The 23,290-nt window shown below is 43.0% G+C and carries 16 protein-coding genes; 4 read left to right on the top strand and 12 right to left on the bottom strand.

Features of this window, described 5'->3' with window-relative positions; all coding sequences use genetic code 11:
- Positions 1-16: 16 nt before the first annotated feature.
- Positions 17-844: a hypothetical protein gene (locus tag C8D97_RS18240; protein WP_210204803.1), complete on the bottom strand. Its 828-nt coding sequence runs from the start codon at positions 842-844 to the stop codon at positions 17-19.
- A 182-nt stretch (positions 845-1,026) separates the two neighbouring features.
- Between C8D97_RS18240 and C8D97_RS00525 the strand changes: the two genes are divergently transcribed.
- Together C8D97_RS00525 and cysG are read left to right on the top strand one after the other, a co-directional pair.
- Positions 1,027-2,220 carry a CvpA family protein gene (locus C8D97_RS00525; RefSeq protein ID WP_109761673.1) on the top strand — a complete coding sequence of 398 codons (1,194 nt, stop codon included), beginning with the start codon at positions 1,027-1,029 and terminating at the stop codon, positions 2,218-2,220.
- A gap of 112 nt (positions 2,221-2,332) precedes the next feature.
- Complete coding sequence (gene cysG / locus C8D97_RS00520; protein WP_109761381.1) at positions 2,333-3,766, top strand: siroheme synthase CysG; 1,434 nt, start codon at positions 2,333-2,335, stop codon at positions 3,764-3,766.
- Between the two features lie 119 nt (positions 3,767-3,885).
- On the opposite strand, the gene C8D97_RS00515 is transcribed toward cysG, so the two are convergent.
- The 4 genes from C8D97_RS00515 to C8D97_RS00500 all read right to left on the bottom strand — a co-directional run bounded on the left by C8D97_RS00515 (position 3,886) and on the right by C8D97_RS00500 (position 11,633).
- Positions 3,886-6,531, bottom strand: a complete 2,646-nt coding sequence (locus C8D97_RS00515) for a fibronectin type III domain-containing protein (protein WP_109761380.1) — start codon at positions 6,529-6,531, stop codon at positions 3,886-3,888.
- Between the two features lie 505 nt (positions 6,532-7,036).
- Positions 7,037-7,474, bottom strand: a complete 438-nt coding sequence (locus C8D97_RS00510; protein WP_109761379.1) for a host attachment protein — start codon at positions 7,472-7,474, stop codon at positions 7,037-7,039.
- 369 nt (positions 7,475-7,843) lie between these two features.
- Positions 7,844-9,472 (bottom strand): methyl-accepting chemotaxis protein, encoded by a 1,629-nt coding sequence (locus C8D97_RS00505; protein WP_170115093.1) that lies wholly within the window; start codon positions 9,470-9,472, stop codon positions 7,844-7,846.
- Between the two features lie 373 nt (positions 9,473-9,845).
- Positions 9,846-11,633 (bottom strand): DEAD/DEAH box helicase, encoded by a 1,788-nt coding sequence (locus tag C8D97_RS00500; protein ID WP_109761377.1) that lies wholly within the window; start codon positions 11,631-11,633, stop codon positions 9,846-9,848.
- A 286-nt stretch (positions 11,634-11,919) separates the two neighbouring features.
- On the opposite strand from C8D97_RS00500, the gene C8D97_RS00495 reads away from it, so the two are divergent.
- Positions 11,920-12,504 (top strand): hypothetical protein, encoded by a 585-nt coding sequence (locus tag C8D97_RS00495; RefSeq protein ID WP_109761376.1) that lies wholly within the window; start codon positions 11,920-11,922, stop codon positions 12,502-12,504.
- 8 nt (positions 12,505-12,512) lie between these two features.
- On the opposite strand, the gene C8D97_RS00490 is transcribed toward C8D97_RS00495, so the two are convergent.
- Positions 12,513-13,415 (bottom strand): AEC family transporter, encoded by a 903-nt coding sequence (locus tag C8D97_RS00490; RefSeq protein ID WP_109761375.1) that lies wholly within the window; start codon positions 13,413-13,415, stop codon positions 12,513-12,515.
- Complete coding sequence (locus C8D97_RS00485; RefSeq protein WP_109761374.1) at positions 13,412-14,167, bottom strand: phosphorylase family protein; 756 nt, start codon at positions 14,165-14,167, stop codon at positions 13,412-13,414. The genes C8D97_RS00490 and C8D97_RS00485 overlap by 4 nt, the downstream gene beginning before the upstream one ends.
- 265 nt (positions 14,168-14,432) lie before the next feature.
- Here C8D97_RS00485 and C8D97_RS00480 point away from each other — a divergent pair, with 265 nt between their 5' ends.
- Positions 14,433-14,666, top strand: coding sequence for a PGPGW domain-containing protein (locus C8D97_RS00480; RefSeq protein ID WP_109761373.1), 234 nt, complete (start codon positions 14,433-14,435; stop codon positions 14,664-14,666).
- A gap of 16 nt (positions 14,667-14,682) precedes the next feature.
- On the opposite strand, the gene C8D97_RS00475 is transcribed toward C8D97_RS00480, so the two are convergent.
- From C8D97_RS00475 to guaB, 5 genes are all read right to left on the bottom strand, one after another.
- Positions 14,683-15,453 carry an EAL domain-containing protein gene (locus tag C8D97_RS00475; protein WP_109761372.1) on the bottom strand — a complete coding sequence of 257 codons (771 nt, stop codon included), beginning with the start codon at positions 15,451-15,453 and terminating at the stop codon, positions 14,683-14,685.
- 184 nt (positions 15,454-15,637) lie between these two features.
- A complete protein-coding gene (locus C8D97_RS00470) occupies positions 15,638-19,021 on the bottom strand; it encodes a methylmalonyl-CoA mutase family protein (protein WP_109761371.1) in 3,384 nt (1,127 codons plus the stop codon).
- Between the two features lie 254 nt (positions 19,022-19,275).
- On the bottom strand, positions 19,276-19,878 hold the full coding sequence (gene tadA / locus C8D97_RS00465; RefSeq protein WP_109761370.1) for a tRNA adenosine(34) deaminase TadA: 603 nt from the start codon (positions 19,876-19,878) through the stop codon (positions 19,276-19,278).
- A gap of 119 nt (positions 19,879-19,997) precedes the next feature.
- Positions 19,998-21,575, bottom strand: coding sequence for a glutamine-hydrolyzing GMP synthase (gene guaA / locus C8D97_RS00460; RefSeq protein WP_109761369.1), 1,578 nt, complete (start codon positions 21,573-21,575; stop codon positions 19,998-20,000).
- Between the two features lie 217 nt (positions 21,576-21,792).
- The gene (gene guaB, locus C8D97_RS00455; RefSeq protein WP_210204814.1) at positions 21,793-23,262 is read right to left on the bottom strand and encodes an IMP dehydrogenase; all 1,470 of its coding nucleotides are present in this window, start codon (positions 23,260-23,262) and stop codon (positions 21,793-21,795) included.
- Positions 23,263-23,290: the final 28 nt, after the last annotated feature.

The following is a 23,290-nucleotide window of genomic DNA, read 5'->3' as shown; positions in this document are numbered from 1 at the left end:
ATCAACTTACGCTTTGTTATTTAACAGGCTCGACCCAATAGCTTTGATGATGCCCTTTCGCTTCATACGCCATAGCGGCAAATTCCGCATCAACTTGATAAGTAAATCGCTCCATTAAAAACGTATTATCGTTATCATCCAGCCGAAACAATCCCCACTTTTTTTGCAACGACTCGTTTTCTGCGTCTTCACACTCCATAATATATTTTCCTTGATTATTCTGCTTCTGCTCATGCTGAATCGCGCGTTCTACAGAATAACGATTCGGGTATCGACAAAGTAATGTTTTATTGCCATTAATGACTTTATAGCCGGCCCAATCCGCGTAAAATTGCTCAGTTAATGCCACAGCAAAATTTCGATTATCACCCTGTGAATTAAGATACTGTTTCAGTTGCTGCACACTGTCGAGTGATGAACTTGTCCAAAACGGTTGAATACACTGCCCATCCTTGTAAAACAACGAATATTTACCATCGGTCTGATGGTTACTTATCCAGCTTAAATGAGCCAAAACATTAAACGGTAATTGCTCCAGTTGTTTAATAAATTGCCAATCTCTCGGCGGCTGACCATCGTCGTTCGATAAATAAATAGAAAAGCATGGATCGCCACATACCCACTCGATCATAAAGTATTGCGACTCTATAACACCGTACCAAGCCTCTGCATTACCTATTCCTTCAATAACATAGTTGTGCGCACTTGTGCTGACATGACTTTTAACCACAGTTATAGGAAACTCCACTAACACCCTAGACTCATTTAATGAAGCTGACTGCGTAACGGTTTTCTTTCGTTGCAGCCATAACGTTAAAAATAATTGTTGATCCAGCCATTGCATAGAAAATCGTTCCTTTTCTGTCTTGAATATAATCGTTAGTTAGAAAAACAATGATTCGGTTCGTTCTATCTTCTTATATTCTGGTGCCTACAAGTGCATAGAACAAGTCCTTTGCGTTGCGATTTTTATTTAATTACCGCACACTGGAGCCTACGTGACAGATTAAAGGAACTCACATAATTATGAGCGTGTTTACTCTCGTTTTTCTCATTTGTGTTGGCTTATTTATATTTCAAGGATACCGCAAAGGCATCGCCAAACTGTCGTTTCGACTGCTAGGACTGGCAGGCGCTTATATCAGCGCATTACTTTTTACTCCTAACGTTGGCAGCTGGTTAAATGAGCAAACGTCGCTCAATGGCCTGCTCGGCTACCTGGTCGCTGGTGTGGTCATTTTTGCCATCACCAGCTTTGTGCTCGATTTGATTTTTTCGGCCATCTATAAGGCGGTTTCCAGTAAACAACCTGAATTATCCCAAATATCGAGGATCACAGGCGCAGTACTTGGCGGCGTGATCGGTTCGGCGGTGGGCGTGCTACTGGTCTGGATCATATCTTTGGGAAATGAATTACTGAATCAAGCACCATCCGATGATGCCATGTCATCATCCATCGCAAACACTTCTGCAAACACCGCTTCAAATACCTCTCCAAACAAAAGCCATTCAGGTACAGCCGCGAACCATTTAAATTCTAATGAAGCCTCTCTTTCGTTGATTGAGCAGTTTTCAAAACGGATCACCGGTTCTTTGATTAAAACCGCGGTAACCGCCACAACGGATCAACCTGAGATGGCCAGTTTAACGGCGCGATTAATGGAATCGCCCAAAGCCACGATTCATCATGTTAGGAGCCTTACCGAAAGTCCTGATTTTCGCGAGTTATTTTTATCATCACAAAATCAGTCAATATTAAACTCCGGTGATGTGTACCGCATCCAACAAATACCGGCATTTCGACGACTTATCAATAACCCTCATTTTAAAGTTATCAGTAAAGAGCTGGCACAAAGTGATCAAGACAGCCCGTTTGATCAACAAATGGCAGTAAAAATCAGGGACATCTGGGCGCGGGCAAAATTTGTCGAGCAGGATCCACAATCACAGGCCATTATCAATGATCCGCAGCTTAGAGGTATCTTACAGTCTGGTAATATTGTTCAGCTGATGAATTCTCAAAAAATAGCCGACCTGTTTGAGCGACTCACTTCGGAAGAGGCGAATCAATACACCAATGTTTTACGAGACAAAGCCCCGGCTGAAAACCTGACGCGAACTACGGTTAACAGTGTAAAGTCATCGAAAATTTATAAGTGGGTCGATAAACACGGTCGCGTGCACTATTCCGATAAAAAGCCGGAACAAGACCAACAATAGTATTTGTGTGGCTTATTCCTGTAACTGAATAAGCCCATATAACTCCGTTATTTGTTAATCATCCTACACTGCTCAACAATAACGCATAAGCTTTTAATGTTGTGTGGTTGTTATGGATTTCTTTCCCATCTTTACTCAGTTGCGTGGTCGGCAATGCCTGGTGGTTGGTGCAGGCGAAGTCGCGGCAAGAAAAATTGAGCTGCTTAATCAGGCAGGTGCGCTTATCACCGTTATAGCGAAACGGATCAGCTCAACTGTTGAACAGATGGCGCAATCGTCTAATAACATTCAGTTAATTGAAGACACCTACTCCGAACATTATCTGACAAAAAAATGGCTGGTAATATCAGCAACCGATGATCAGGCTCTCAATCAACAAATTGCCGAACAGGCGGAACAACAGCAGATATTTGCCAATGTGGTCGATAATGCCCCCCTTTGTTCATTTATCACTCCTGCCATTATTGATCGCTCTCCGATAACAATTGCCATCAGTACCGGAGGCAAAGCGCCGGTGCTCGCCCGTTTACTTCGAGGCCGTCTTGAGTCGTTAATACCGGCGGCCTATGGCAGGCTGGCAAAACTGGCGGATAAATTCAGATTACGCGTAAAACAGACGTTAACCACTGGCATGCAACGAAAAGCATTTTGGGAGCAGGCCTTTGAAGGCGACATTGCTGAGAAAGTTTTCGATAACAAACATCAACAGGCTGAGCAGCAATTAACTCAGTTGCTTAATCAACACAAATACGCAGCTTTAACAAATATGCCGTCGCAATCACAGGGCAGTGTGTACTTAATTGGCGCAGGTCCCGGCGATCCCGACTTACTAACTTTTAAAGCGCTTCGCTTGATGCAAAAAGCCGATGTGGTTGTTTATGATCGACTGGTATCAGAACCTATTTTAAATCTGGTTCGTCGAGATGCCGAACGCATTTACGTGGGTAAACAAAAAGCACAACACTGTGTACCACAGGATAAAATTAACGAGTTGTTAATACATCAAGCCCAACAGGGAAAACGGGTGGTTCGACTGAAAGGTGGCGATCCTTATATTTTTGGCAGGGGCGGTGAAGAAGCCCAGCAACTGGTGGATGCAGGCATTTCGTTTGATGTGGTTCCTGGCATTACTTCTGCCGCTGGCGCATCCACTTACTGTGGTATTCCATTAACTCATCGTGATTACGCACAGTCGGTAACTTTTGCCACAGGCCATTTAAAAAATAACAGCGTTGACTTAAATTGGACGGCATTGGCACAAAGCAATAACACTCTGGTTATCTATATGGGTTTAACAGGACTTGCAATAATCGGAGAAAAACTGATAGAGCAAGGTTTAACACCTTCCATGCCCGTGGCGGTTATTCAAAACGCAACCCAGGACAATCAGAAAGTTGTTATAGGTACATTAAAAAATATTGCTCAACGCGTTAAACAAGCGCAAATAACCTCACCCGCGATTATCATTATTGGCGAGGTGGTGAAGCTTTACAATAGGTTAAATGTGCAAAATGATAATGAGTATTTATTGTCAAAAACGGCTTGATTAGATTTCGTGTTTTGTTAAATGGACGATGCTCTAACCTATAGAATGTTATATTTTGGAAGCCCTTAAAAAAGTACGCTGAGTTATACACATCAGCGTACTTAAAGTTAATCAATATATTATTGAACTATCTTACTGACCGTCGCAGAATAGTCACTTTCAATTCCTAGTGAATCAATTGCCGTCACAGCAAAGTAATAAGTTGTATTAGATTGCAGCTGATCAAGTTGATACGATGTCACGGAAGGGTCATTGATGGAAACGGAATGAATCAGATTACCTTCCGATGTTCCATAGTAAATCTTAAAGCCAGCTAAATCTAACAGAGCAGAATTATCCGTGTACTGAGTTGGAGCAACCCAGCTTAAAATTGTTGGATCTGCAGCCGGATTGACATCAAACTGAATACTGGCCTGCTGCGATAAAGCTTCTGAATCAGCAGCCGTTGCCGTAATAATATGATTACCAACACTTAACTGCACATCGATAGTGCTGCCCTGACCAATCTCACCATCCAGATCCGATGTCCAGACAATGACAGTACTGATATCGCCATCTTCTGCGTCATTAGCTGTGGCAACAAAAGAAACTGACTCACTCTCTGAGGCAGAGCTGCCGGTTGACGGCGAAACAATCGTTACTTCAGGCGCAGTGTTTACAATTTGATTCACCGTCAGAATAATTTGTGATTGATTGGATACGCCTTCGGAGTCAGTAACCGTCGCTGTAATGGTATGCTCGCCTACTGTTAAATTCACTATCAGGATACCGCCAGTTCCAAGTGCGCCATCAATATTTGACTGCCACTCAATACTATCGGTTAACACACCATCTTCTTCATCATTAGCGACTGCGTTTAAAGTCACCGCATCGTTTTCCATAGACTCACTGCCACTCACTGGTGATGTAATATTGATTGCAGGAGCAACGTTCACCACTTCATTAATGGTTACCTGTGTGGTGGTGACACTTTGCGCCTGATCAGAATCGGTTACTTTTGCAGTAATGGTGTGCACACCCACCGCCAAGTTTACTGATAAGTTGCTTCCGGTACCTAACTGACCGGCGATACTGGACGACCATTCAATTGACGAGGAAAGATCACCGTCTTCATCATCGTTTGCTGTGGCAGTTAATGTTACCGCATCAGTTTCTAAAAACTCACTGCCGCTGGTTGGTGAACTGATATTAATGACCGGCTCAACGTTCACCACTTCATTAATGGTTATCTGTGTGGTGGTGACACTTTGCGCCTGATCAGAATCGGTTACTTTTGCAGTAATGGTGTGCACACCCACCGCCAAGTTTACTGATAAGTTGCTTCCGGTTCCTAACTGACCAGCGATACTGGACGACCATTCAATTGACGAGGAAAGATCACCGTCTTCATCATCGTTTGCTGTGGCAGTTAATGTTACCGCATCGGTTTCTAAAAACTCGCTGCCACTGGTTGGTGAGCTGATACTAATTTCAGGAGCAGTATTATTTGCTTCTAAAATGGTCACCGTAATCTGGCTTTGTCCTTGCAGTCCCTGCTCATCCATAACACTTGCCGTTATAGTGTGAGTACCCAGCGATAACACGGAAGAAATCGAACCGCCAGAACCCAACACACCATCAATGTTTGATTGCCAAACAAGATAGCTGGTTAAAGATCCTTGCTCCTGGTCAATCGTATTTCCGTTAAAACTTATACTACTACCTTGGTACTCGCTATGACCGTTTGTTGGATTAACAATACTAACTACAGGCGCTGTGTTTTCGGGCGGTGCTTCTGAAACGACCAGCATAATATTCTGACTACTAACAAGATTACCGGAATCAATAACCGATGCCGTAATCGTATGTGTGCCGCTTTCTAATGTTAAAGTAGCACTTGCACCAACACCCAACTGACCACTGATGCTGGATGACCAGTTAATTTGCTGACTTAAACTTCCGTCTTCGTTATCACTGGCTGATGCAGAAAATAAAACCGACTCACCAAAATCAACCTGGGCGTTATTGGCAGGAGAGTGAATGACTAAAGCAGGGGCAGAATTTTCAGGTGGCGGTGTCACAATAATGTTAATCGATTGCTCAGCCATTAAACTTCCTGAATCTTCAACCGATGCGGTAATGGTATGCTCACCAACCGATAGATTAATATTCAGCGATGCACCATTACCAAGTAAACCATCACGACTTGACTGCCAATTGATCGCAGCACTTAACTCACCGTCTTCTGCATCACTTGCCGTTGCACTTAACTCAACAGATTCATTATAAGCTGCTTGAGACTGATTACTCGGAGATTCGATTGTTAAACTGGGTGCAGTATTTTCAGCCTCAGCTTTATTGATAGTAATCACAATCGATGTTTCATTTACTTGATTACCATTATCAGTAATAGAGGCCGTTACCTCATGCTGGCCAACCGACAAATCAACACCAAGCTGACCACCAGTTCCAAGATCACCATCCAGACTTGAACGCCATTCAATGCTATCGCTTAAATCACCGTCTTCTGTATCGTCAGCAGAAGCAATTAAAACAATACTTTCATTATCGTCGAAAATACTATTACTTGCAGGGGATGAAATCAAAATATGGGGAGCACTGTTACCTGGGCCGCCTGATCCTGAACCACCAGAACTTGAATCTCCGTCTCCACTGTATTCGTTTCCATCCTGTTCACTACACGCTGATAAAATTAAAAATAAAGGAATAAAAAACAATTTAACCCATGATTTTTTAGTAAGAGAGACTGAGAACCTTGAGGTCATTAATACTTCACCAATTAATTAAACAACTGCTCTAGTTATCGGCAGTTATTTTTAATCTGGAGCATCAACTTCTCGTTATAAGGGTTGGTTCTCACTCACTGTGTCGCCTGTCCCCCAATATTTACAACGGTATCTTCCTCAAAGAATAAACACATAAAAAATGCCAACTTCTCATTATTGAGATAAATAACCAGGTTACTGCGAAGTGTTCTTTAAAGCTTTACAAATAGGGTATAAAGGCAGGTTTCTGATTACTTTTCTATAAACTACTATCATTTACAATCGTATTAAAAAAGATTTATACAAAAGATGTTAATCTTGGTTTCCAGCATTATAAACAATCCATTGTTTTTAATTATAAAAATATGTTTTAGATATTCTTTTCTTGGTTCAAAATCTGCAGGCCTTACCAAATAAAAAAGCCATAGAATTAATTGTATAATTCTATGGCTTTAAGTTTTACTCTCACCCTTTTGTCTGAGAGTAAGCTATTTTAAGTTAGACTCTACTGAACAGGAATACGCTCAAGATGTTCACGAATAGCCTGCTCATCAGATGTCGTTAAGTTTTTGCTGACTTGCTCTAAAACACGCTGACTAGTCTGATTACCTAAACTGCTTCTGAGTCGCCCCATCATTTTAGGTTCTGCAACAATGGATAAATGTTTAAATTTATTCTGGTTAGCAAATTTTTCAAGATAAGAAGTGATGTCTTTAGCAAACTTATCTGTTTCATGACCTTTTGCATTGGTTTCATTTGACGCTCTGGTATTGCCCCGATCATCTTTAAAACGCCCAGGTTTGTCGGTAATTAAATCATGTTCTTTTAAACGAACCTCCTGATTAACCATTCCATGAAACTCTTTTAACTCACTGTGGGGAGAAATCCCTTGAAAAAATCGGGCTTTTGAAGAATCGGCGACCAGTACCCATAAGTTGCTCATAATGAACTCCTATTGTCATTGCGACTAAGCTGTCTTGCTTACTCACTTCGTCAAACCTATTTTGTCTAACATTGTTTTTGGACTTGTCTCTTCGCAGATGAAAGTTATTTATTGTACTTATTGCAAAGGCATAAAAACCAATACCTTAACTAGCGTAAATAAGCTAACAATAATAAAAACAACAAGCTGCTCTATAGGATATTAAGGTGTGTTTTATAAAATTCAACCGTTAGAAGAGATAGTTTCTTCATTTTTTAGACGGATTCATGCTGTCAGGCATATTTGATATTCATGACGAGTAGTCGGCTCAACGTCGATAGAAGCATTCAGAAAATATAATAATTAAAATAACTGGAATATGTTCGATGTTTACACTTTAAAATTACTGACTTCCCGTTTAAGCTCACCGGATACTTCAATTAACGACTGGCTGGCACTGGCAACCTTTTCTCCTTGAGCTGTTGCTTCCTGAGATATTTCATTAATATTTTCAACATTTTGATTAATATCATTAACAACCGCAGACTGTTCTTCAACCGCTGTTGCAACCTGAATAATACGTTCATTAATTGACGATAAATAATTATTGACATCTTCCAGCGTCGATTGAGCTTTTCGAGATGAATCAACCGTCGCACTGGCTCGGGACTGACTGCTCGACATAATAGTAACCGCTTCTTTAACACCGTTTAACAGCCGGTCAATAATTTCATTAATCTGCTCTGTAGACTCTTGCGTTTTGCTGGCCAAAGTTCTTACTTCATCAGCCACAACCGCAAAGCCACGGCCTTGTTCTCCAGCTCTTGCCGCCTCAATGGCAGCGTTAAGCGCCAATAAGTTAGTCTGCTCGGCAATGCCTTTAATAACATCAAGTACCAGAACAATACCCGATGCTTCGGCTTCTAATCGTTGAATGACTTCGGCAGAATTATTGACATTATCAGCAAGTTCACTGATTTCTGAAATCGACTGACTGAAAATTGCAGCGGCATTTTTTGCACTCTTATCCGCCTCACCGGTTTCTTCTGCCACATGCTGACTGTTACCAGACACTTCGTTGATAGCCGAACTCATTTGCGTAACGGCAGTCGCCACTAAAGATACCGAGTCCGCTTGATTTCGCAAAATTTGTTGGCTGCTATTAATTGCGTCGCTTATAGTTAATGAAGAGTCATCCACTTTTGATGACGCTTGTTTAATATTCGCCACCATTTCTTGTTGCGACGATAAAAACACATTAAATGACTTGCTCATTTTACCCACTTCATCATCACTGCTTTCTGGCAGTCGATAGGTCAGGTCACCACGACCTTTAGCCATTTGCTGCAAGGCTTTATACATGGCTCGTAAACCAGAAGTAATCATTCTTGGGAAAATAAATGCAACCAATAAAGCTAATACGATGGTGACGGCTGACACTATTACTATAAGAGTCGTTGAGTTTTCACTGACCTGATGCACTTCTTGGGCGTACTCACTCGACTTGTCAGATAAGTGCTCACCTAAAGTATCAAGCTGATTTCTTAATGCTTCAAACTCATCTTTTAACGGCCCGGCACTCAGTGCAGTCGCCTGTGACTGAGTTAAATTTCCTGCCTGTAATCCCTGTATTAAATTATCGGCGCCCTGTTGCCAACGCTTGAATGCCTCTAAGGCATTGTTAACATCGGCTTTACTAGTGTCATTAATGTTAAGACTTTTTACCCGAGTTAAACGATCACTAACCTGTTTGATATTTTCTTGATAACTGGCGTTTAGATCAGAATCTTGAAGCCCAAGTGCAATGCTGCGCTCGGCCAGACGGGCCTGATATAAATCACGATCGGCATTTAAAACCATCTTTAATGCCGGGTTATAATTCTCATGAATAGAAATAAAGTCATTAGTGACTATGCGCATGGAAGATAATTGAATGCTGGTTAACACTAATATCAGAATGGCTACAATGCCAACAGGAATCGCCAGTTTCCAGGTAATACTGAGATTTTTCCAGCTCATTCGTTTCTCCATATTTATTCATTTTGATAAAACTAAAGTCTTTTTCTGACTCCATAAGCAGACAATTAAGAACGATAGTCCGTAAAAGTATAGAACAAATCTGATATTTTTCTTGAAGAATCAATACCCGTTTTTTAGCTGTTTTGTGGATCTTTTATTGACGTTGGTAGGCATTAAGAGAACTTTTAAGTCAATTGTGAAAGTAACTATAAATGTAACTATAAAAGTAACTATAAAAATAATTGAAAAGTCATTGATGAATGACGATTTTAAAAGACGAGACGAAAATAGTTTATTGAGATATTTCAGGTGAAGATACCGTGCTTAAACACTCGTTTTAAGCACGGTTTAAAGTCAAACTTTGATGTATGTGTTATGATTTATCAGCAGAAGGACGACGTTTTTTTGCAGAACTTTTGCCGCGGTTATCACCACCTTTACGTTTAAAGTTTTTCTTACCCCGAGGCTTTGAACTGCCGCCGGTAGATTTTACATAATCGGTTGCCAGTTCAATATTAAGTGCCTGACCACAAACCCGAACTTTCTTCAACACGCTCAACACTTCTGTCGGCATTTTTTCAGGCAAGTCCACGGTTGTCACATCGTTGAACAATTTAATGTTACCAATATACTGACTGCTCATATCCGCTTCATTGGCGATAGCACCAACAATATTTTTTGGTGTTACACCATGATCCCGACCGACATGAATCACATAGCGATCCAGTTTCACATCCGGCTTGCCTTTTAACGGTTCAGCCTCAGTTCTTACGGGTGCTTTACTGCGAGGTTTATCACCACGATCCTGACCGCCTTTTTCAAAGTCGGGGATCTCAGGTAATGACTCGAGTAATAACGGTTTATCTTTAAACATAATACTGGCTAAAGCCGCAGCGATTTCTACACCGGATTGATTATGCTCACTTTGTATTTTTTCAATAATACTGATGTAGTCACTGTGCTCACCAGACATAATTTGCTGCTGAACGTCTTCCAAAAAACGGCGTGAACGTTCGTCATTGATGACCTCAACCGAAGGCAGACTCATTCGTTCTATTTTGGTTGAGTTATTGCGCTCGATCATACGCAATAAATGGCGCTCTCGCGGTGTAATAAACAGGATCGCCTTACCGCTTCGCCCTGCCCGTCCAGTACGACCAATTCGGTGCACATAGGACTCAGAGTCATGCGGTATATCATAATTGATAACGTGAGAAATACGCTCAACATCCAGTCCACGAGCAGCCACATCGGTAGCAATAATAATATCTATCTTACTGTCTTTTAACTGCTGCACCATTTGTTCACGTTGTTTCTGCTGCATATCACCGTGGATTGCTTCGGCAGAAAAGCCCCGTGCCGTCAATCGTTTGGTTAGCTCATCACAACTGCTTTTTGTGCGCATAAAAATGATGGTGGCGTCGGTATTTTCACTTTCCAGAACTCGGGTTAGCGCTTCTAACTTATAGTTCTGAGTAACCGTAATAAACATTTGTTCAATGGTGCTGGCAGTTTTAGTCTTGCTTTCAATTTGAATATGTTCTGGATCGGTTAAAAAAGTTTGCGCCACTTTTTTAATCGGCTTTGGCATGGTGGCGGAAAATAATGCAATCTGTCTTTTCTCTGGTGTGTGCTCTAAAATCCATTCCACATCATCAATAAAGCCCATGCGCAGCATTTCATCCGCTTCATCAAGCACCAAAGTTTTTAAGTCATCCCACTTTAATGAGCCCCGACGCATATGATCCATAATTCTGCCCGGTGTTCCCACCACTACGTGGACACCGCGCTCAAGTTGTCGCAACTGCGGTGGATAAGGCTGGCCACCATAAATCGGCAACACTCGAAAGCCTTTTAAGTGCTTGGCGTATTCATTAAAGGCTTCAGCAACCTGTATCGCCAACTCACGGGTTGGACAAATGACGCAAATTTGTGGCTTTTTAACCTCAAGATCGATTCTCGCAAGACTGGGCAGTGCAAAGGCCGCGGTTTTACCGGTACCGGTTTGCGCCTGGCCGATCAAGTCGCCGCCTTGCAGTAATAGGGGAATACAGGTAGCCTGTATTGGTGATGGTTTTTCGTAACCAATTGATTTTATTGCACTTACAATAGTTTCAGGCAAGGAAAGCTGATCAAAGCTAACCGATTGATCTTGAGACATAAAAAGGAATTTCCAAATAGTGAAGATAAACGATGACGATCACAACAGCGTGGGATCTTTCATTAGGGGGCTTATTATAGTTCAAAGACGCTACTTTAGATACGAATTTGGTTAAAACTTGTTGCATAGAGCGTGTCGATCTAATAAACAGCGAGTACAAATAAATAAAATCCTCCAGTAACCCTCTGTTTTTGAGCTAAAAAGTAAATATTTACTACCCGTTAAAGCTGACTTGTGACGGCGCCTTCTTTATAATCGCCACCCGAGATTATTAGTACAAGATATCATGACATTATTGAAGCCATTTCCAGCTATTGTTACCGCCTTGCTTGTCAGTGCAACATTGGTGTTACTGCCTACAGCCTTTGCAATAATGACTGCCGTCATTGTGTTAGGCCTAGTCCTACTGGGTCAATTTCAGCCTGCATTAAAAATGAAACTTATCCACTATCAAAAGCAGAAACTGCAGCTCGTTCGGACAACGGCAGAATCCTATCGTCAACAACAACTGGAAAAAGCACGTCAGCAAAGCGAGTACCTGCTGGAATGCGCTATCAACAGTGATCTATCCATCACGCCCGGTATGCTGCCAGAGGATAAAGCGAAATCCATTGAGCTACTGCGCTGCATTGTTGCAGAACATTATTTGAATTTATCGTTTCTGCGCATGACGCTAGGCCAGAATACTATCGACTGGCAAGTTGAGTTACTTAAGTTAATTGAACGCGAACTGAAGAAAGATAATATCCCGCAACTGGCACTGACCAGTTCACAAAGCGTTCAGGTGATGAACACCTACCTTGATCTGCTTATTCAGCGTGAAGATGAACGCAGCGACAACCAACGTTTGCCAAATGAGCGTGCTGCATAGCGTTTAATTTATACTGATTGAATCAGCCATAGCCAGAGCGGCACCGTCAAAAACACCATCAGCAACCCGTAGCCAACCATGGCTCCGGCAAGTTTTGGGTTTTGTCCCTGATTAATTGCCAGTGCCGCCGCTGAAATCATTGGCGCCATGGCAGACTCCAACACTATTGCCTTGAGCATTAATGGTTCTATGGTGAGTGACTTTAAAATCATCCAGACCAACGCTGGCATCAGTATTAGCTTAATGCCAAGCCCAAGGGTCATTGCGCTCACGTCCTGCTTCGGCAACCGGAATTGCCACTGCAATCCAACCGCCACCATCACAACCGGCACCAGAGTAGCGCCTATCGCATCAAACGGCAGTAGTAATTGGCTCGATACGTTCAAACCGGAAACCACAAAAGCTACGATCAAAGCGATAAATGGAGGAAAGGTTATCAGTTTTACTAAAACAGATTTGATTGAAAAAGAATTTTCACTGTTCAGGGCAATTACCAGAGCACCGTAGCTGGCCAATGCCAAAAAGCTGCCGAGTTGATCGTATAAAATCGCATAAGAAACCGCTTCTTTGCCCAGTAATGCAGAAACCAGCGGAATGCCAACAAAGGATGTATTGCCCAACGGAACCAGCAATAAAAGAACGCATCGTGTTTGTTTCGACCAACGAAAAAACTGCGCCAATAGCCACACCAATACAGCCGAAGTGAGTACTGCTCCCCAAGCGAATGCCATGGGTATCAGGGCATCAGCATTCAGCGAGAGTTGCGGTGCATTGGCAATAATTAACGCGGGCAATGCCACCCAAATTACATAACCGTTGAGCGTTTCGGCACTTTTTTCAGGCAACACACGGGCTCGCGCCAGAGCTAAACCGGCCAGCAGACAAAGGGCAATAACGGCAAAGGCAGTCATAACGACCTTGCTGTATCGACTTCCGCCAGCTGTTCAATGGTTTTATTGCGACAATAATCCAACACACGGATCACCTGTTGTTGTAATTGCGAACAGGCAAATTTAAGATTTTGTACAAACTGCTGCTCGGAAGCACCCGGTTGATCCAGCAAATTGGTGATGGACTTAATGGCCAAAAATGGCTGTTGCCGGATCCAGCAAACCCAGGCAATCGCCGCCGCTTCCATTTCTTTTGCCACGGCGTTGTAACCTTCTATCACTTCTATATCGCGCTCACTTTTTTCCAGCGAACTGCCGGTGGAAATCACCCCCACTGGCAGCTCCAAATCACTGGCCATATTACTCACATCCATAGCCGGATAATGACCAATACCCGATTCATCGAACCCCGGCAGTGGTACTCGCCGATCATGATAAACAAAACGATCGCTACTGAGATAAACGGTGCCAATGTCGGCGCCCTGACGTGCAAATCCTCCTGCTGTTCCGGCGCTTATTACCAAATCCGGCTTCAAATGTTCAATTGCCACATAAGCCATTAAAGTTGCTGCTTGAGTACCAATATTATCGACGTCGTATCGGGGATCTCGCCCACTAACCACCAGACTTACGATCAACTCGTCCAATTGTCCCTGAAACATTTGAAAAGGCAGATGATCTGGCAACAACTCAACAGGCTTCAATGCCAGCTCCGATATAATCGGCAATGCTTCATCGCGCATCGCCATTAGTAGGCAAATATGTTTAATCATTGAAATAACGACTCACCGTCAGTTTGGCTTAAGAGTTATAGAACCTGTGACAAAACCATTCTAGCCTTATCACAATTTATTGTTCTGCCAATGGTAGTTCTGGCCAACAGGTGGTTAAGTTTACCAACGAATGCTTATTAACAACAACGTTACCAGTCTAACCCTATGTTTTTATTAATTAAATTTATTGGCTCATAGTTTGCTACAGCTTTACTGTTAAAACAGATAGTAGTATTTGATAACAATAGTATTCGACGGATGGCCTATGAAAATCATTAAAAAAACGCTGGTGACATTGATAGGAACACTGATTTTACTGGTTGGTGTGGTATTTATTGTATTACCCGGCCCAGCGGTATTAATTATTCCTTTAGGACTTGCCCTACTTGCCACCGAATATCCAATTGCAGAAAAATGGTTGCGACGATTTCAGCGACAACTGTCTAGCAGTGCAAAATGGGCCGATGCCAAATGGCGAGCCTTTCGACAACGCGGTTAAAAAGCATGGGTTAAATTTAATCAAGTAAAACTTCGAAATCTACATGGGGTATGCTTTCAAAGGCGGGTTTAGCAAAATAGTAACCTTGCATCAAGTTAATGCCAATGGATTCAAGCGCCTTAAACTCTTCGGAAGTTTCTATACCTTCAGCGATAATCGTAATATCTAACTCTTCACAAACACGATATATGCCTTTGACAATTGCCTGGCTTGCTTTACGTTGATCAATATTGCGTATGAGCGCCATATCCAGCTTTATTATGTCGGTCTGAATATCAGCCAGCAGATTAAGACCTGCGTAGCCGGCACCAAAATCATCAATGGCTGTTTTAAAACCCGTTTTTTGATAATAATTTACAATCTCTTTCATATGAGAAATATCATCTATTTCTTCACCCTCTGTAATTTCGAAAATAATTTTTTCAACTGGAAATTGGTATTGCTCGGCGGCGGCTAACGTAGTCCGAATACAAAGTTCCGGTCGATATACTGCATTGGGCATAAAATTAATGCTGAGTAAGGATGAAAGATTTAATTCTGATGCAAGTTTAATCGCTTTCGTACGACAAGTTTGATCAAAGCGATATAAATTAGACTTGTCTACCCGTGTAAAAACGTCACCTGCGCCTTCGCCGTTTAGCCCTCTGGCTAAAGCTTCAGAAGCAAATATTTTACGTTTGGAAACATCGACAATTGGCTGAAACGCCATTGTAAAGTCAAAACCCAGTGCTTTTCCATTGGCACATTCCTGGCAGCCAAGTTTACGATAGTCAGTTGGTGAAGGCATATTGTTAATATCTGTATTTTTAATGTTGTGAAATTTTAATAAGGTATAGACAAAGTAATAGAAAAACTCAATATCAAAATTATTTGGCGGATAGGATTAACAACATAAACTTGGCATATTTTGTACAAAATTGGCTATAAAAAAAGCGGCCAAAGCCGCTTTTTTTATAGCTCGAGTATGTCGATTACATATTGCGTCGGTACTGACCGCCTACTTCATACAGTGCCGCTGAAATTTGCCCCAGCGTACAATACTTGGTGGCCTCCATCAGCTGCGCAAAAATATTATCGTTATGCAATGCTGCATTTTGCACGCCGGATAATACATCTGCACCTTCGCTTTCAAACCGTTGATGTTGTTTTTCAACCGTATTGATTTGATATTCACGTTCTTCTTTGGTTGAACGAATCACTTCTTGTGGAATATTGGTTGGCGATCCTTTCGAAGACAAGAAAGTATTGACACCAATAATCGGCATCTCACCTGTGTGCTTTAGTGTTTCATAGTACAATGACTCTTCCTGAATTTTTGAGCGTTGATACATGGTTTCCATAGCACCTAATACACCACCACGTTCAGAAATTCTTTCAAACTCCATTAATACGGCTTCTTCAACCAGTTCGGTTAACTCTTCAATAATAAACGCACCTTGCAGCGGGTTTTGATTGGTTGCCAAACCCAACTCACGATTAATAATAAGCTGTATCGCCATGGCCCGACGAACCGATTCTTCGGTTGGTGTAGTAATGGCTTCATCATAAGCATTGGTGTGCAGTGAATTACAGTTATCGTAGATCGCGTACAACGCCTGAAGCGTTGTTCGAATATCGTTGAAGTCAATTTCCTGAGCGTGCAGTGAGCGACCCGACGTTTGAATATGGTACTTCAACATTTGCGCACGAGGATTAGCTTTGTACAGATTTTTTAATGCTTTTGACCAGATACGACGCGCCACACGTCCCATCACCGCGTACTCGGGATCCATACCGTTGGAGAAAAAGAACGAGAAGTTCGGCGCAAACTTATCAATGTCCATGCCACGCGCCAGATAATACTCGATAAAGGTAAAACCATTGGCCAAGGTAAAGGCCAACTGTGAAATCGGATTCGCACCAGCTTCGGCTATATGGTAACCGGAGATAGATACCGAATAGAAATTTCGAACATTCTTCTCAATAAAGTACTCCTGAACATCTCCCATCAGACGCAAGGCAAATTCCGTAGAGAAAATACAGGTGTTTTGTGCCTGATCTTCTTTTAAGATATCCGCTTGAACAGTACCGCGTACCGCACTTAAGGTTTTTTCTTTAATCCCCTGATACACATCAGCCGGTAATACTTGATCGCCCGTCACACCCAATAACATTAAACCAAGACGATCGTGACCTTCTGGCACTTCACCTTGATAGGTTGGTACTGGTTGGCCTTTTTCTTTATAGATAGCTTCAATTTTTGCTTTAACATCCGCTTCCAGGCCATTTTCTTTAATGTAAATTTCACACTGCTGATCGATAGCTGCGTTCATAAAGAAACCCACCAAAATGGGCGCAGGACCATTAATGGTCATAGACACTGAGGTCTTGGGATCCGCCAGATTAAAACCCGAATACAATTTTTTCGCATCATCCAGACAGCAGATTGACACACCAGAGTTTCCAATTTTGCCGTAAATATCGGGACGGAAGTCAGGATCTTCGCCGTACAGTGTGACCGAATCGAATGCTGTTGATAAACGTTTCGCTGGCATACCTAAAGAAACATAGTGGAAGCGGCGATTGGTTCGTTCCGGTCCGCCTTCACCTGCAAACATTCGAGTAGGATCTTCACCTTCGCGTTTAAATGGAAAAACACCAGCCGTGTAAGGAAATTCACCGGGAAAGTTTTCTTGCAGGTTCCACTTTAAAATATCACCCCAGCTGCGATATTTTGGAACTGAAATTTTTGGAATTTTATTTTGCGCTAAGGATAGTGATTTAGTTTCTACTTTTATATCTTTGCCTCGAACTTGATAAATAAATTCATCACTTTCGTACTTGGCTTTTTTCTCATTCCACTCATCAATAATTTTTCGATTATGCCCATCAAGTTTCAGCCCAACATCTTCGTAAACTTTATTCAGTTCAGAAACGATGTTATTGCCTTCGCTGTCCGACATTTCATTAATGGTTTCGATAGACTGGTGTAAGCCATAAAGTTTTTCCGCAACTTCGGCTTGTTCATTCACCCACTCATCGTACTTACGATTGTTTTCGGCAATTTCTGCCAGATAACGCACGCGTTTCGGTGGAATAATAAAAATCTTTTCCGACATTTCATCGGTAACCGCAAAATTTGATTTAAGATTGGTACCGGTTTTTTCAACCAGCTTATTCATGATCGCCCGATATAAACCATTAGTGCCCGGATCATTAAATTGACTGGCGATGGTGCCATAAACCGGCATGGTATCGGCGTCCTGATCAAACAATTGATTGTTGCGCTGATACTGTTTTTTAACATCCCGTAATGCATCCAGTGCACCACGTTTATCAAATTTATTAATGGCCACTATGTCGGCAAAATCCAGCATATCTATTTTTTCAAGCTGAGTAGCGGCACCAAATTCCGGTGTCATTACATACATCGACATATTGGAGTGTTCAATGATTTCTGTGTCGGATTGACCAATACCGGAAGTTTCAAGAATCACTAAATCAAAATTAGCCGCTTTTACAATGTTAACAGCGTCTTGAACGTGAGGTGATAACGCAAGATTCGACTGACGGGTGGCCAATGAACGCATATACACCCGCTCGTGATTGATGGCGTTCATACGGATCCGATCACCGAGCAATGCCCCACCGGTTTTTCGTTTTGACGGATCAACCGAAATAATCGCAATGCTTTTGTCTTCAAAGTCGAGTAAGAATCGGCGAACCAGTTCATCCACCAGCGATGATTTGCCCGAGCCACCAGTACCGGTGATCCCCAGCACTGGGGTTTTTGACGCATCCGCCTGTTGCTTAATGGTTTCAAATAATTCGAGATTATCATCCCGATGATTTTCTGCGGCTGAAATCAAGCGCGCAATGGAATAATGCTCCCGTTGCTCTAATTGCTTGGCTTCATTTTTTATTTCTGCGCCTGTGGTAAAGTCCGATCGCTTAACCAGATCGTTGATCATGCCCTGCAAACCGAGTTCACGGCCATCGTCGGGTGAGTAAACTTTGGTGATACCGTGATCATGCAGCTCTTTAACTTCTTCCGGTAAAATAACCCCACCGCCACCGGCGAATAATTTAATATGACCACATCCTCGTTCATTCAACAGATCGTGCATGTACTTTAAATATTCAACATGACCGCCCTGATAAGATGTCATGGCAATGGCTTGCACATCTTCCTGAATAGCACAGTCAACAATTTCCTGAACCGAACGATTATGACCCAGATGGATCACTTCGCAGCCGGTCGACTGAATAATACGACGCATAATATTGATTGCGGCATCGTGCCCGTCAAATAATGAGGCAGCAGTCACCACCCGTACTTTATTATTTGATTGATAAGGAACTGCTTTATCGGCCATAACCGTCACCACCTGTACTGTGTTTTTAACAAGGTAAGAGCTGTAACTTATTGATTAGCTGTTCATTATTGGTATTTAAAGACAACAGCCCATCGCTCTTCATTATAAAAAGGTGGCAAATTTTACCACTGATCGCATTTTTTATAAAAATTTAGCGAGCATTTTGGTTATTTCAGTGAGGATTTATCGGATGAGGTCGGATCAGAACAGGCTTAATCGCCCTTTGTCAGCATGTGCGAGAACAAATATTAACATCAACTTGACTGTTTTTTCGACAACTTACGTTGCTTATGCTCTTGTCGGCGTCGCTTAAAAAAGGCCGATAACTTGTGACTGCAGTCCGGCTGTAATAACCCGCCTTCCACTTTTATTCGGTGGTTGTTCTGCGGATTGTCCAATAGAGAGTAAACAGAGCCGGCAGCCCCGGTTTTGCCGTCGCTGGCACCAAACACCACTCGCTCAACCCGCGCATGCACCAAAGCCATGGCACACATGGCACAGGGTTCCAGAGTGACGTATAAAGTAGTTTCCGGCAGACGATAATTTTGTTGTTGCTGGCCCGCTTCACGTAACACAGCCACCTCCGCATGGGCTGAAGGATCATGTTGCGATATCACCCGATTGCAGCCTCGCGCTATGACTTTATTATTCTGAACCAGCACTGCCCCAACCGGGATCTCATTATTACGCTCAGCTTCATCCGCCATCAATAGCGCCTGCCGCATAAAGACGTGATCCTGCTCAGAAAACCCGGAAGGTTCCTGCAAAGTTTTATAGACATTTTTATCAGAGCATTCTTTTTTGCTAGCACTACTACTGAAAAACGAAAAGCAGATTGCTGATAATTTTTTAAACATTCGATTTTTTAACACTTACTTTTTATAAAATAATATTTTGATATGTTTCAATATTCGAGACTAAAAAGCCGAACATATGTTCGGCTTTTTAGATATTAAACGGCATCAATCTTATGACGTTATTCCCACTCAATGGTAGCCGGTGGCTTCGATGAAATATCGTAAGTCACTCGCGAAATGCCATCGATTTCATTAATGATACGATTCGACACATGCTCTAAAAACTCATAAGGCAAGTGCGCCCAACGAGCCGTCATAAAGTCGATGGTTTCAACTGCTCGCAGTGACACCACGTAATCGTATTTACGAGCATCGCCCATTACACCAACGGATTTAACGGGCAGAAACACAGTAAAGGCCTGCGATGTTTTGTGGTAAAGATCGTGCTTATACAGTTCTTCAATGTAAATCGCGTCGGCACGACGCAATAAATCCGCGTACTCTTTTTTCACTTCGCCGAGTATTCGAACGCCAAGACCCGGTCCCGGAAATGGGTGGCGATACAACATGTCGTAAGGCAAACCAAGCTCCAGTCCAATTTTGCGCACTTCATCTTTAAATAATTCACGCAGCGGCTCGACCAGTTTTAATTGCATGTCCTCTGGTAAACCGCCCACATTATGATGCGACTTGATAACATGTGCTTTACCGGTTTTGGCACCCGCCGATTCAATAACGTCAGGATAAATGGTGCCTTGAGCCAGCCACTTGGCCGAGGTTAATTTACCGGCTTCTTCTTCAAACACATCAATAAATACGCCGCCAATAATTTTGCGTTTGCGCTCAGGATCATTTTCGCCTTTCAGGGCATCAAGAAAACGATCTTCGGCGTCAACTTTAATCACGTTCAGTCCCATGTTTTTAGCAAACATGGCCATCACCTGCTCAGCTTCATTCAAACGCAGTAAACCGTTATCCACAAATACACAGGTCAATTTTTTGCCAATGGCTTTGTGCAACAAGGCTGCTGTTACCGACGAATCCACACCACCGGATAATCCCAGTACCACTTCATCATCGCCCACCTGTGCTTTAATTTGCTCCACCGCGTCTTCAATAATATTGCCTGCCGTCCAGAGTCCATCGCAGCCACAAATTTTCATCACAAAGCGTTCCAGAATTCGGCCGCCTTGGTGCGTGTGTGTTACTTCCGGATGAAACTGAACGCCATAAAAACCTTTTTCTTCATTTGCCATGGCCGCCAGAGGAGCGTTACCGCTTGAGCCAATGCACTTAAATCCATCAGGCAGTGCGGTGACTTTATCGCCATGACTCATCCAGACATCCAGCAGACCAACGCCCTGCTCATTGGTGTGATCTTCTATGGCAGAAAATAATGCCGACTCGCCTTCATGCTGAACCTGCGCATAACCAAACTCGCGCTCGGTGGATGTCGATACCTGACCGCCCAGTTGCGACGCCATGGTTTGCATGCCGTAACAGATCCCCAATACCGGCACACCCAGCTCAAACACGGACTTGGCCGCACGCGGGGTTGTTTCCTGAGTTACACTTTCTGGTCCACCCGATAAAATAATGCCATCCGGCTTAAAGTCACGGATCGCTTCATCACTTAAGTCAAACGGGTAAAGCTCACAATAAACACCAATTTCACGCACCCGGCGGGCAATTAACTGGGTGTACTGAGAACCAAAATCCAAAATTAGAATTCGACTGGAATGAATGTCTTTGGACATAACAATTACCTTTTATGGGATAGACCGTTTATTTGGCCAGACCAACTTGTTCAATAGAAAATGACAGTGCTCTTTCGATCAACGCCAGTTCTATAACGCGTATGGGACAAAACCAAACAGGCCAATTCATTTCTTAACTCACGTCACGCGAGCTCGGGTTTAAAATAGAAAAGCCGAGGCAGCAACCTCGGCTCATAGTATAGTTTACTTTTTGCGACTACTTGCCCACTTGGTAATTGGGCGCTTCTTTGGTGATTTGCACATCGTGTACGTGCGACTCGCTCATACCCGCTGCGGTCACTTTTACAAAGGCCGCCTTGGTTCGCATCTCGTCCATGCTCTTACACCCGGTAAGACCCATTGAGCTACGAAGTCCGCCCATCATTTGATGAATGATGGTCACCAGAGAGCCCTTATAAGGGACTCGACCTTCGATGCCTTCTGGCACTAATTTATCGGCGGCATTGGTACTCTGGAAGTAGCGATCACTGGATCCCTGTTTCTGCGACATAGCGCCCAGAGATCCCATACCACGGTACGACTTGTAAGAACGACCTTGATACAACTCCACTTCACCCGGCGCTTCTTCGGTACCGGCCAACATACTGCCCACCATAACCACATAGGCGCCAGCAGCAAATGCTTTACACATATCACCGGAATAACGAATGCCACCATCGGCAATCAGTGGTACGCCTTTGTCTTTGAGTGCATCAGCCACACTGGCAACGGCTGAAATTTGTGGTACGCCAACTCCGGTTACGATACGGGTTGTACAAATGGAACCAGGGCCAATCCCAACTTTTACGCCATCGGCACCCGCTTCAACCAGGGCAAGCGCGCCATCTGCGGTGGCTATATTGCCACCAATCACCTGCACATCGGGGTAAGTCTGCTTTACCCATTTTACTTTATCCAATACGCCTTGCGAGTGTCCGTGTGAGGTATCGACCAAAATCACATCAACACCGGCAGCCACCAAAGCCGCAACGCGATCTTCGGTTTCAGCGCCTGTGCCAACAGCCGCGCCAACACGTAAATGACCGTATTTGTCTTTGCACGCCTGAGGCTTGTCTTCGGCTTTTTGAATATCTTTAACGGTAATCAAACCTTTCAGGTGGAATTTATCGTCCACCATCAATACTTTTTCAATACGATGCTTGTGCATCAGTGCCAGAGCTTCTTCGGTTTCAGCACCTTCTTTAACCGTAACCAATCGCTCTTTTGGCGTCATAACCGTTGAAATGGCACGATCCGGATGAGTCTCAAAACGAACATCTCGGCTGGTCACAATACCCACCAGCTCGTCGCCATCGACAACTGGTACACCGGAAATACCATTTTCGGCGGTTATTTGTTTTAACTCGGCAATTGAAATGTTCTGGGTAACGGTAATGGGATCATTCACCACACCGCTTTCAAATTTTTTCACTTTGCGAACTTCATTGGCCTGCTGTTCGATACTCATATTTTTATGAATAAAGCCCATGCCACCTTCTTGCGCCAGAGCAATCGCCAAACTGGATTCTGTAACAGTGTCCATGGCCGCAGAAACCAAAGGAATATTCAGAGAAATGTCGCGAGTCAGTTGAGTTTTTAGTTCAGCCAGATGTGGCAATACGGTAGAATGCGCCGGAACCAATAAAACATCGTCGAAAGTAAGAGCTTCCTCAATAATTCGCATAATAAAGAGTCACCTTGCAGGGAAACGGTTG

The organism is Pleionea mediterranea (assembly GCF_003148745.1).
Lineage (GTDB): Bacteria > Pseudomonadota > Gammaproteobacteria > Enterobacterales > Kangiellaceae > Pleionea > Pleionea mediterranea.
This window is presented reverse-complemented; position numbering and strand designations above follow the sequence as displayed.

Bases quoted from the DNA above. Each gene is read 5' to 3' on its own strand.
- C8D97_RS00510 (WP_109761379.1), bottom strand. From the start codon at position 7,474: ATGAGCAACTTATGGGTACTGGTCGCCGATTCTTCAAAAGCCCGATTT.
- C8D97_RS00505 (WP_170115093.1), bottom strand. From the start codon at position 9,472: ATGAGCTGGAAAAATCTCAGTATTACCTGGAAACTGGCGATTCCTGTT.
- tadA (WP_109761370.1), bottom strand. From the start codon at position 19,878: ATGTTTAAAAAATTATCAGCAATCTGCTTTTCGTTTTTCAGTAGTAGT.
- C8D97_RS00470 (WP_109761371.1), bottom strand. From the start codon at position 19,021: ATGGCCGATAAAGCAGTTCCTTATCAATCAAATAATAAAGTACGGGTG.
- cysG (WP_109761381.1), top strand. From the start codon at position 2,333: ATGGATTTCTTTCCCATCTTTACTCAGTTGCGTGGTCGGCAATGCCTG.
- C8D97_RS00490 (WP_109761375.1), bottom strand. From the start codon at position 13,415: ATGACTGCCTTTGCCGTTATTGCCCTTTGTCTGCTGGCCGGTTTAGCT.
- C8D97_RS00485 (WP_109761374.1), bottom strand. From the start codon at position 14,167: ATGATTAAACATATTTGCCTACTAATGGCGATGCGCGATGAAGCATTG.
- C8D97_RS00480 (WP_109761373.1), top strand. From the start codon at position 14,433: ATGAAAATCATTAAAAAAACGCTGGTGACATTGATAGGAACACTGATT.
- C8D97_RS00515 (WP_109761380.1), bottom strand. From the start codon at position 6,531: ATGACCTCAAGGTTCTCAGTCTCTCTTACTAAAAAATCATGGGTTAAA.
- guaA (WP_109761369.1), bottom strand. From the start codon at position 21,575: ATGTCCAAAGACATTCATTCCAGTCGAATTCTAATTTTGGATTTTGGT.
- C8D97_RS00525 (WP_109761673.1), top strand. From the start codon at position 1,027: ATGAGCGTGTTTACTCTCGTTTTTCTCATTTGTGTTGGCTTATTTATA.
- C8D97_RS18240 (WP_210204803.1), bottom strand. From the start codon at position 844: ATGCAATGGCTGGATCAACAATTATTTTTAACGTTATGGCTGCAACGA.
- C8D97_RS00495 (WP_109761376.1), top strand. From the start codon at position 11,920: ATGACATTATTGAAGCCATTTCCAGCTATTGTTACCGCCTTGCTTGTC.
- C8D97_RS00475 (WP_109761372.1), bottom strand. From the start codon at position 15,453: ATGCCTTCACCAACTGACTATCGTAAACTTGGCTGCCAGGAATGTGCC.
- C8D97_RS00500 (WP_109761377.1), bottom strand. From the start codon at position 11,633: ATGTCTCAAGATCAATCGGTTAGCTTTGATCAGCTTTCCTTGCCTGAA.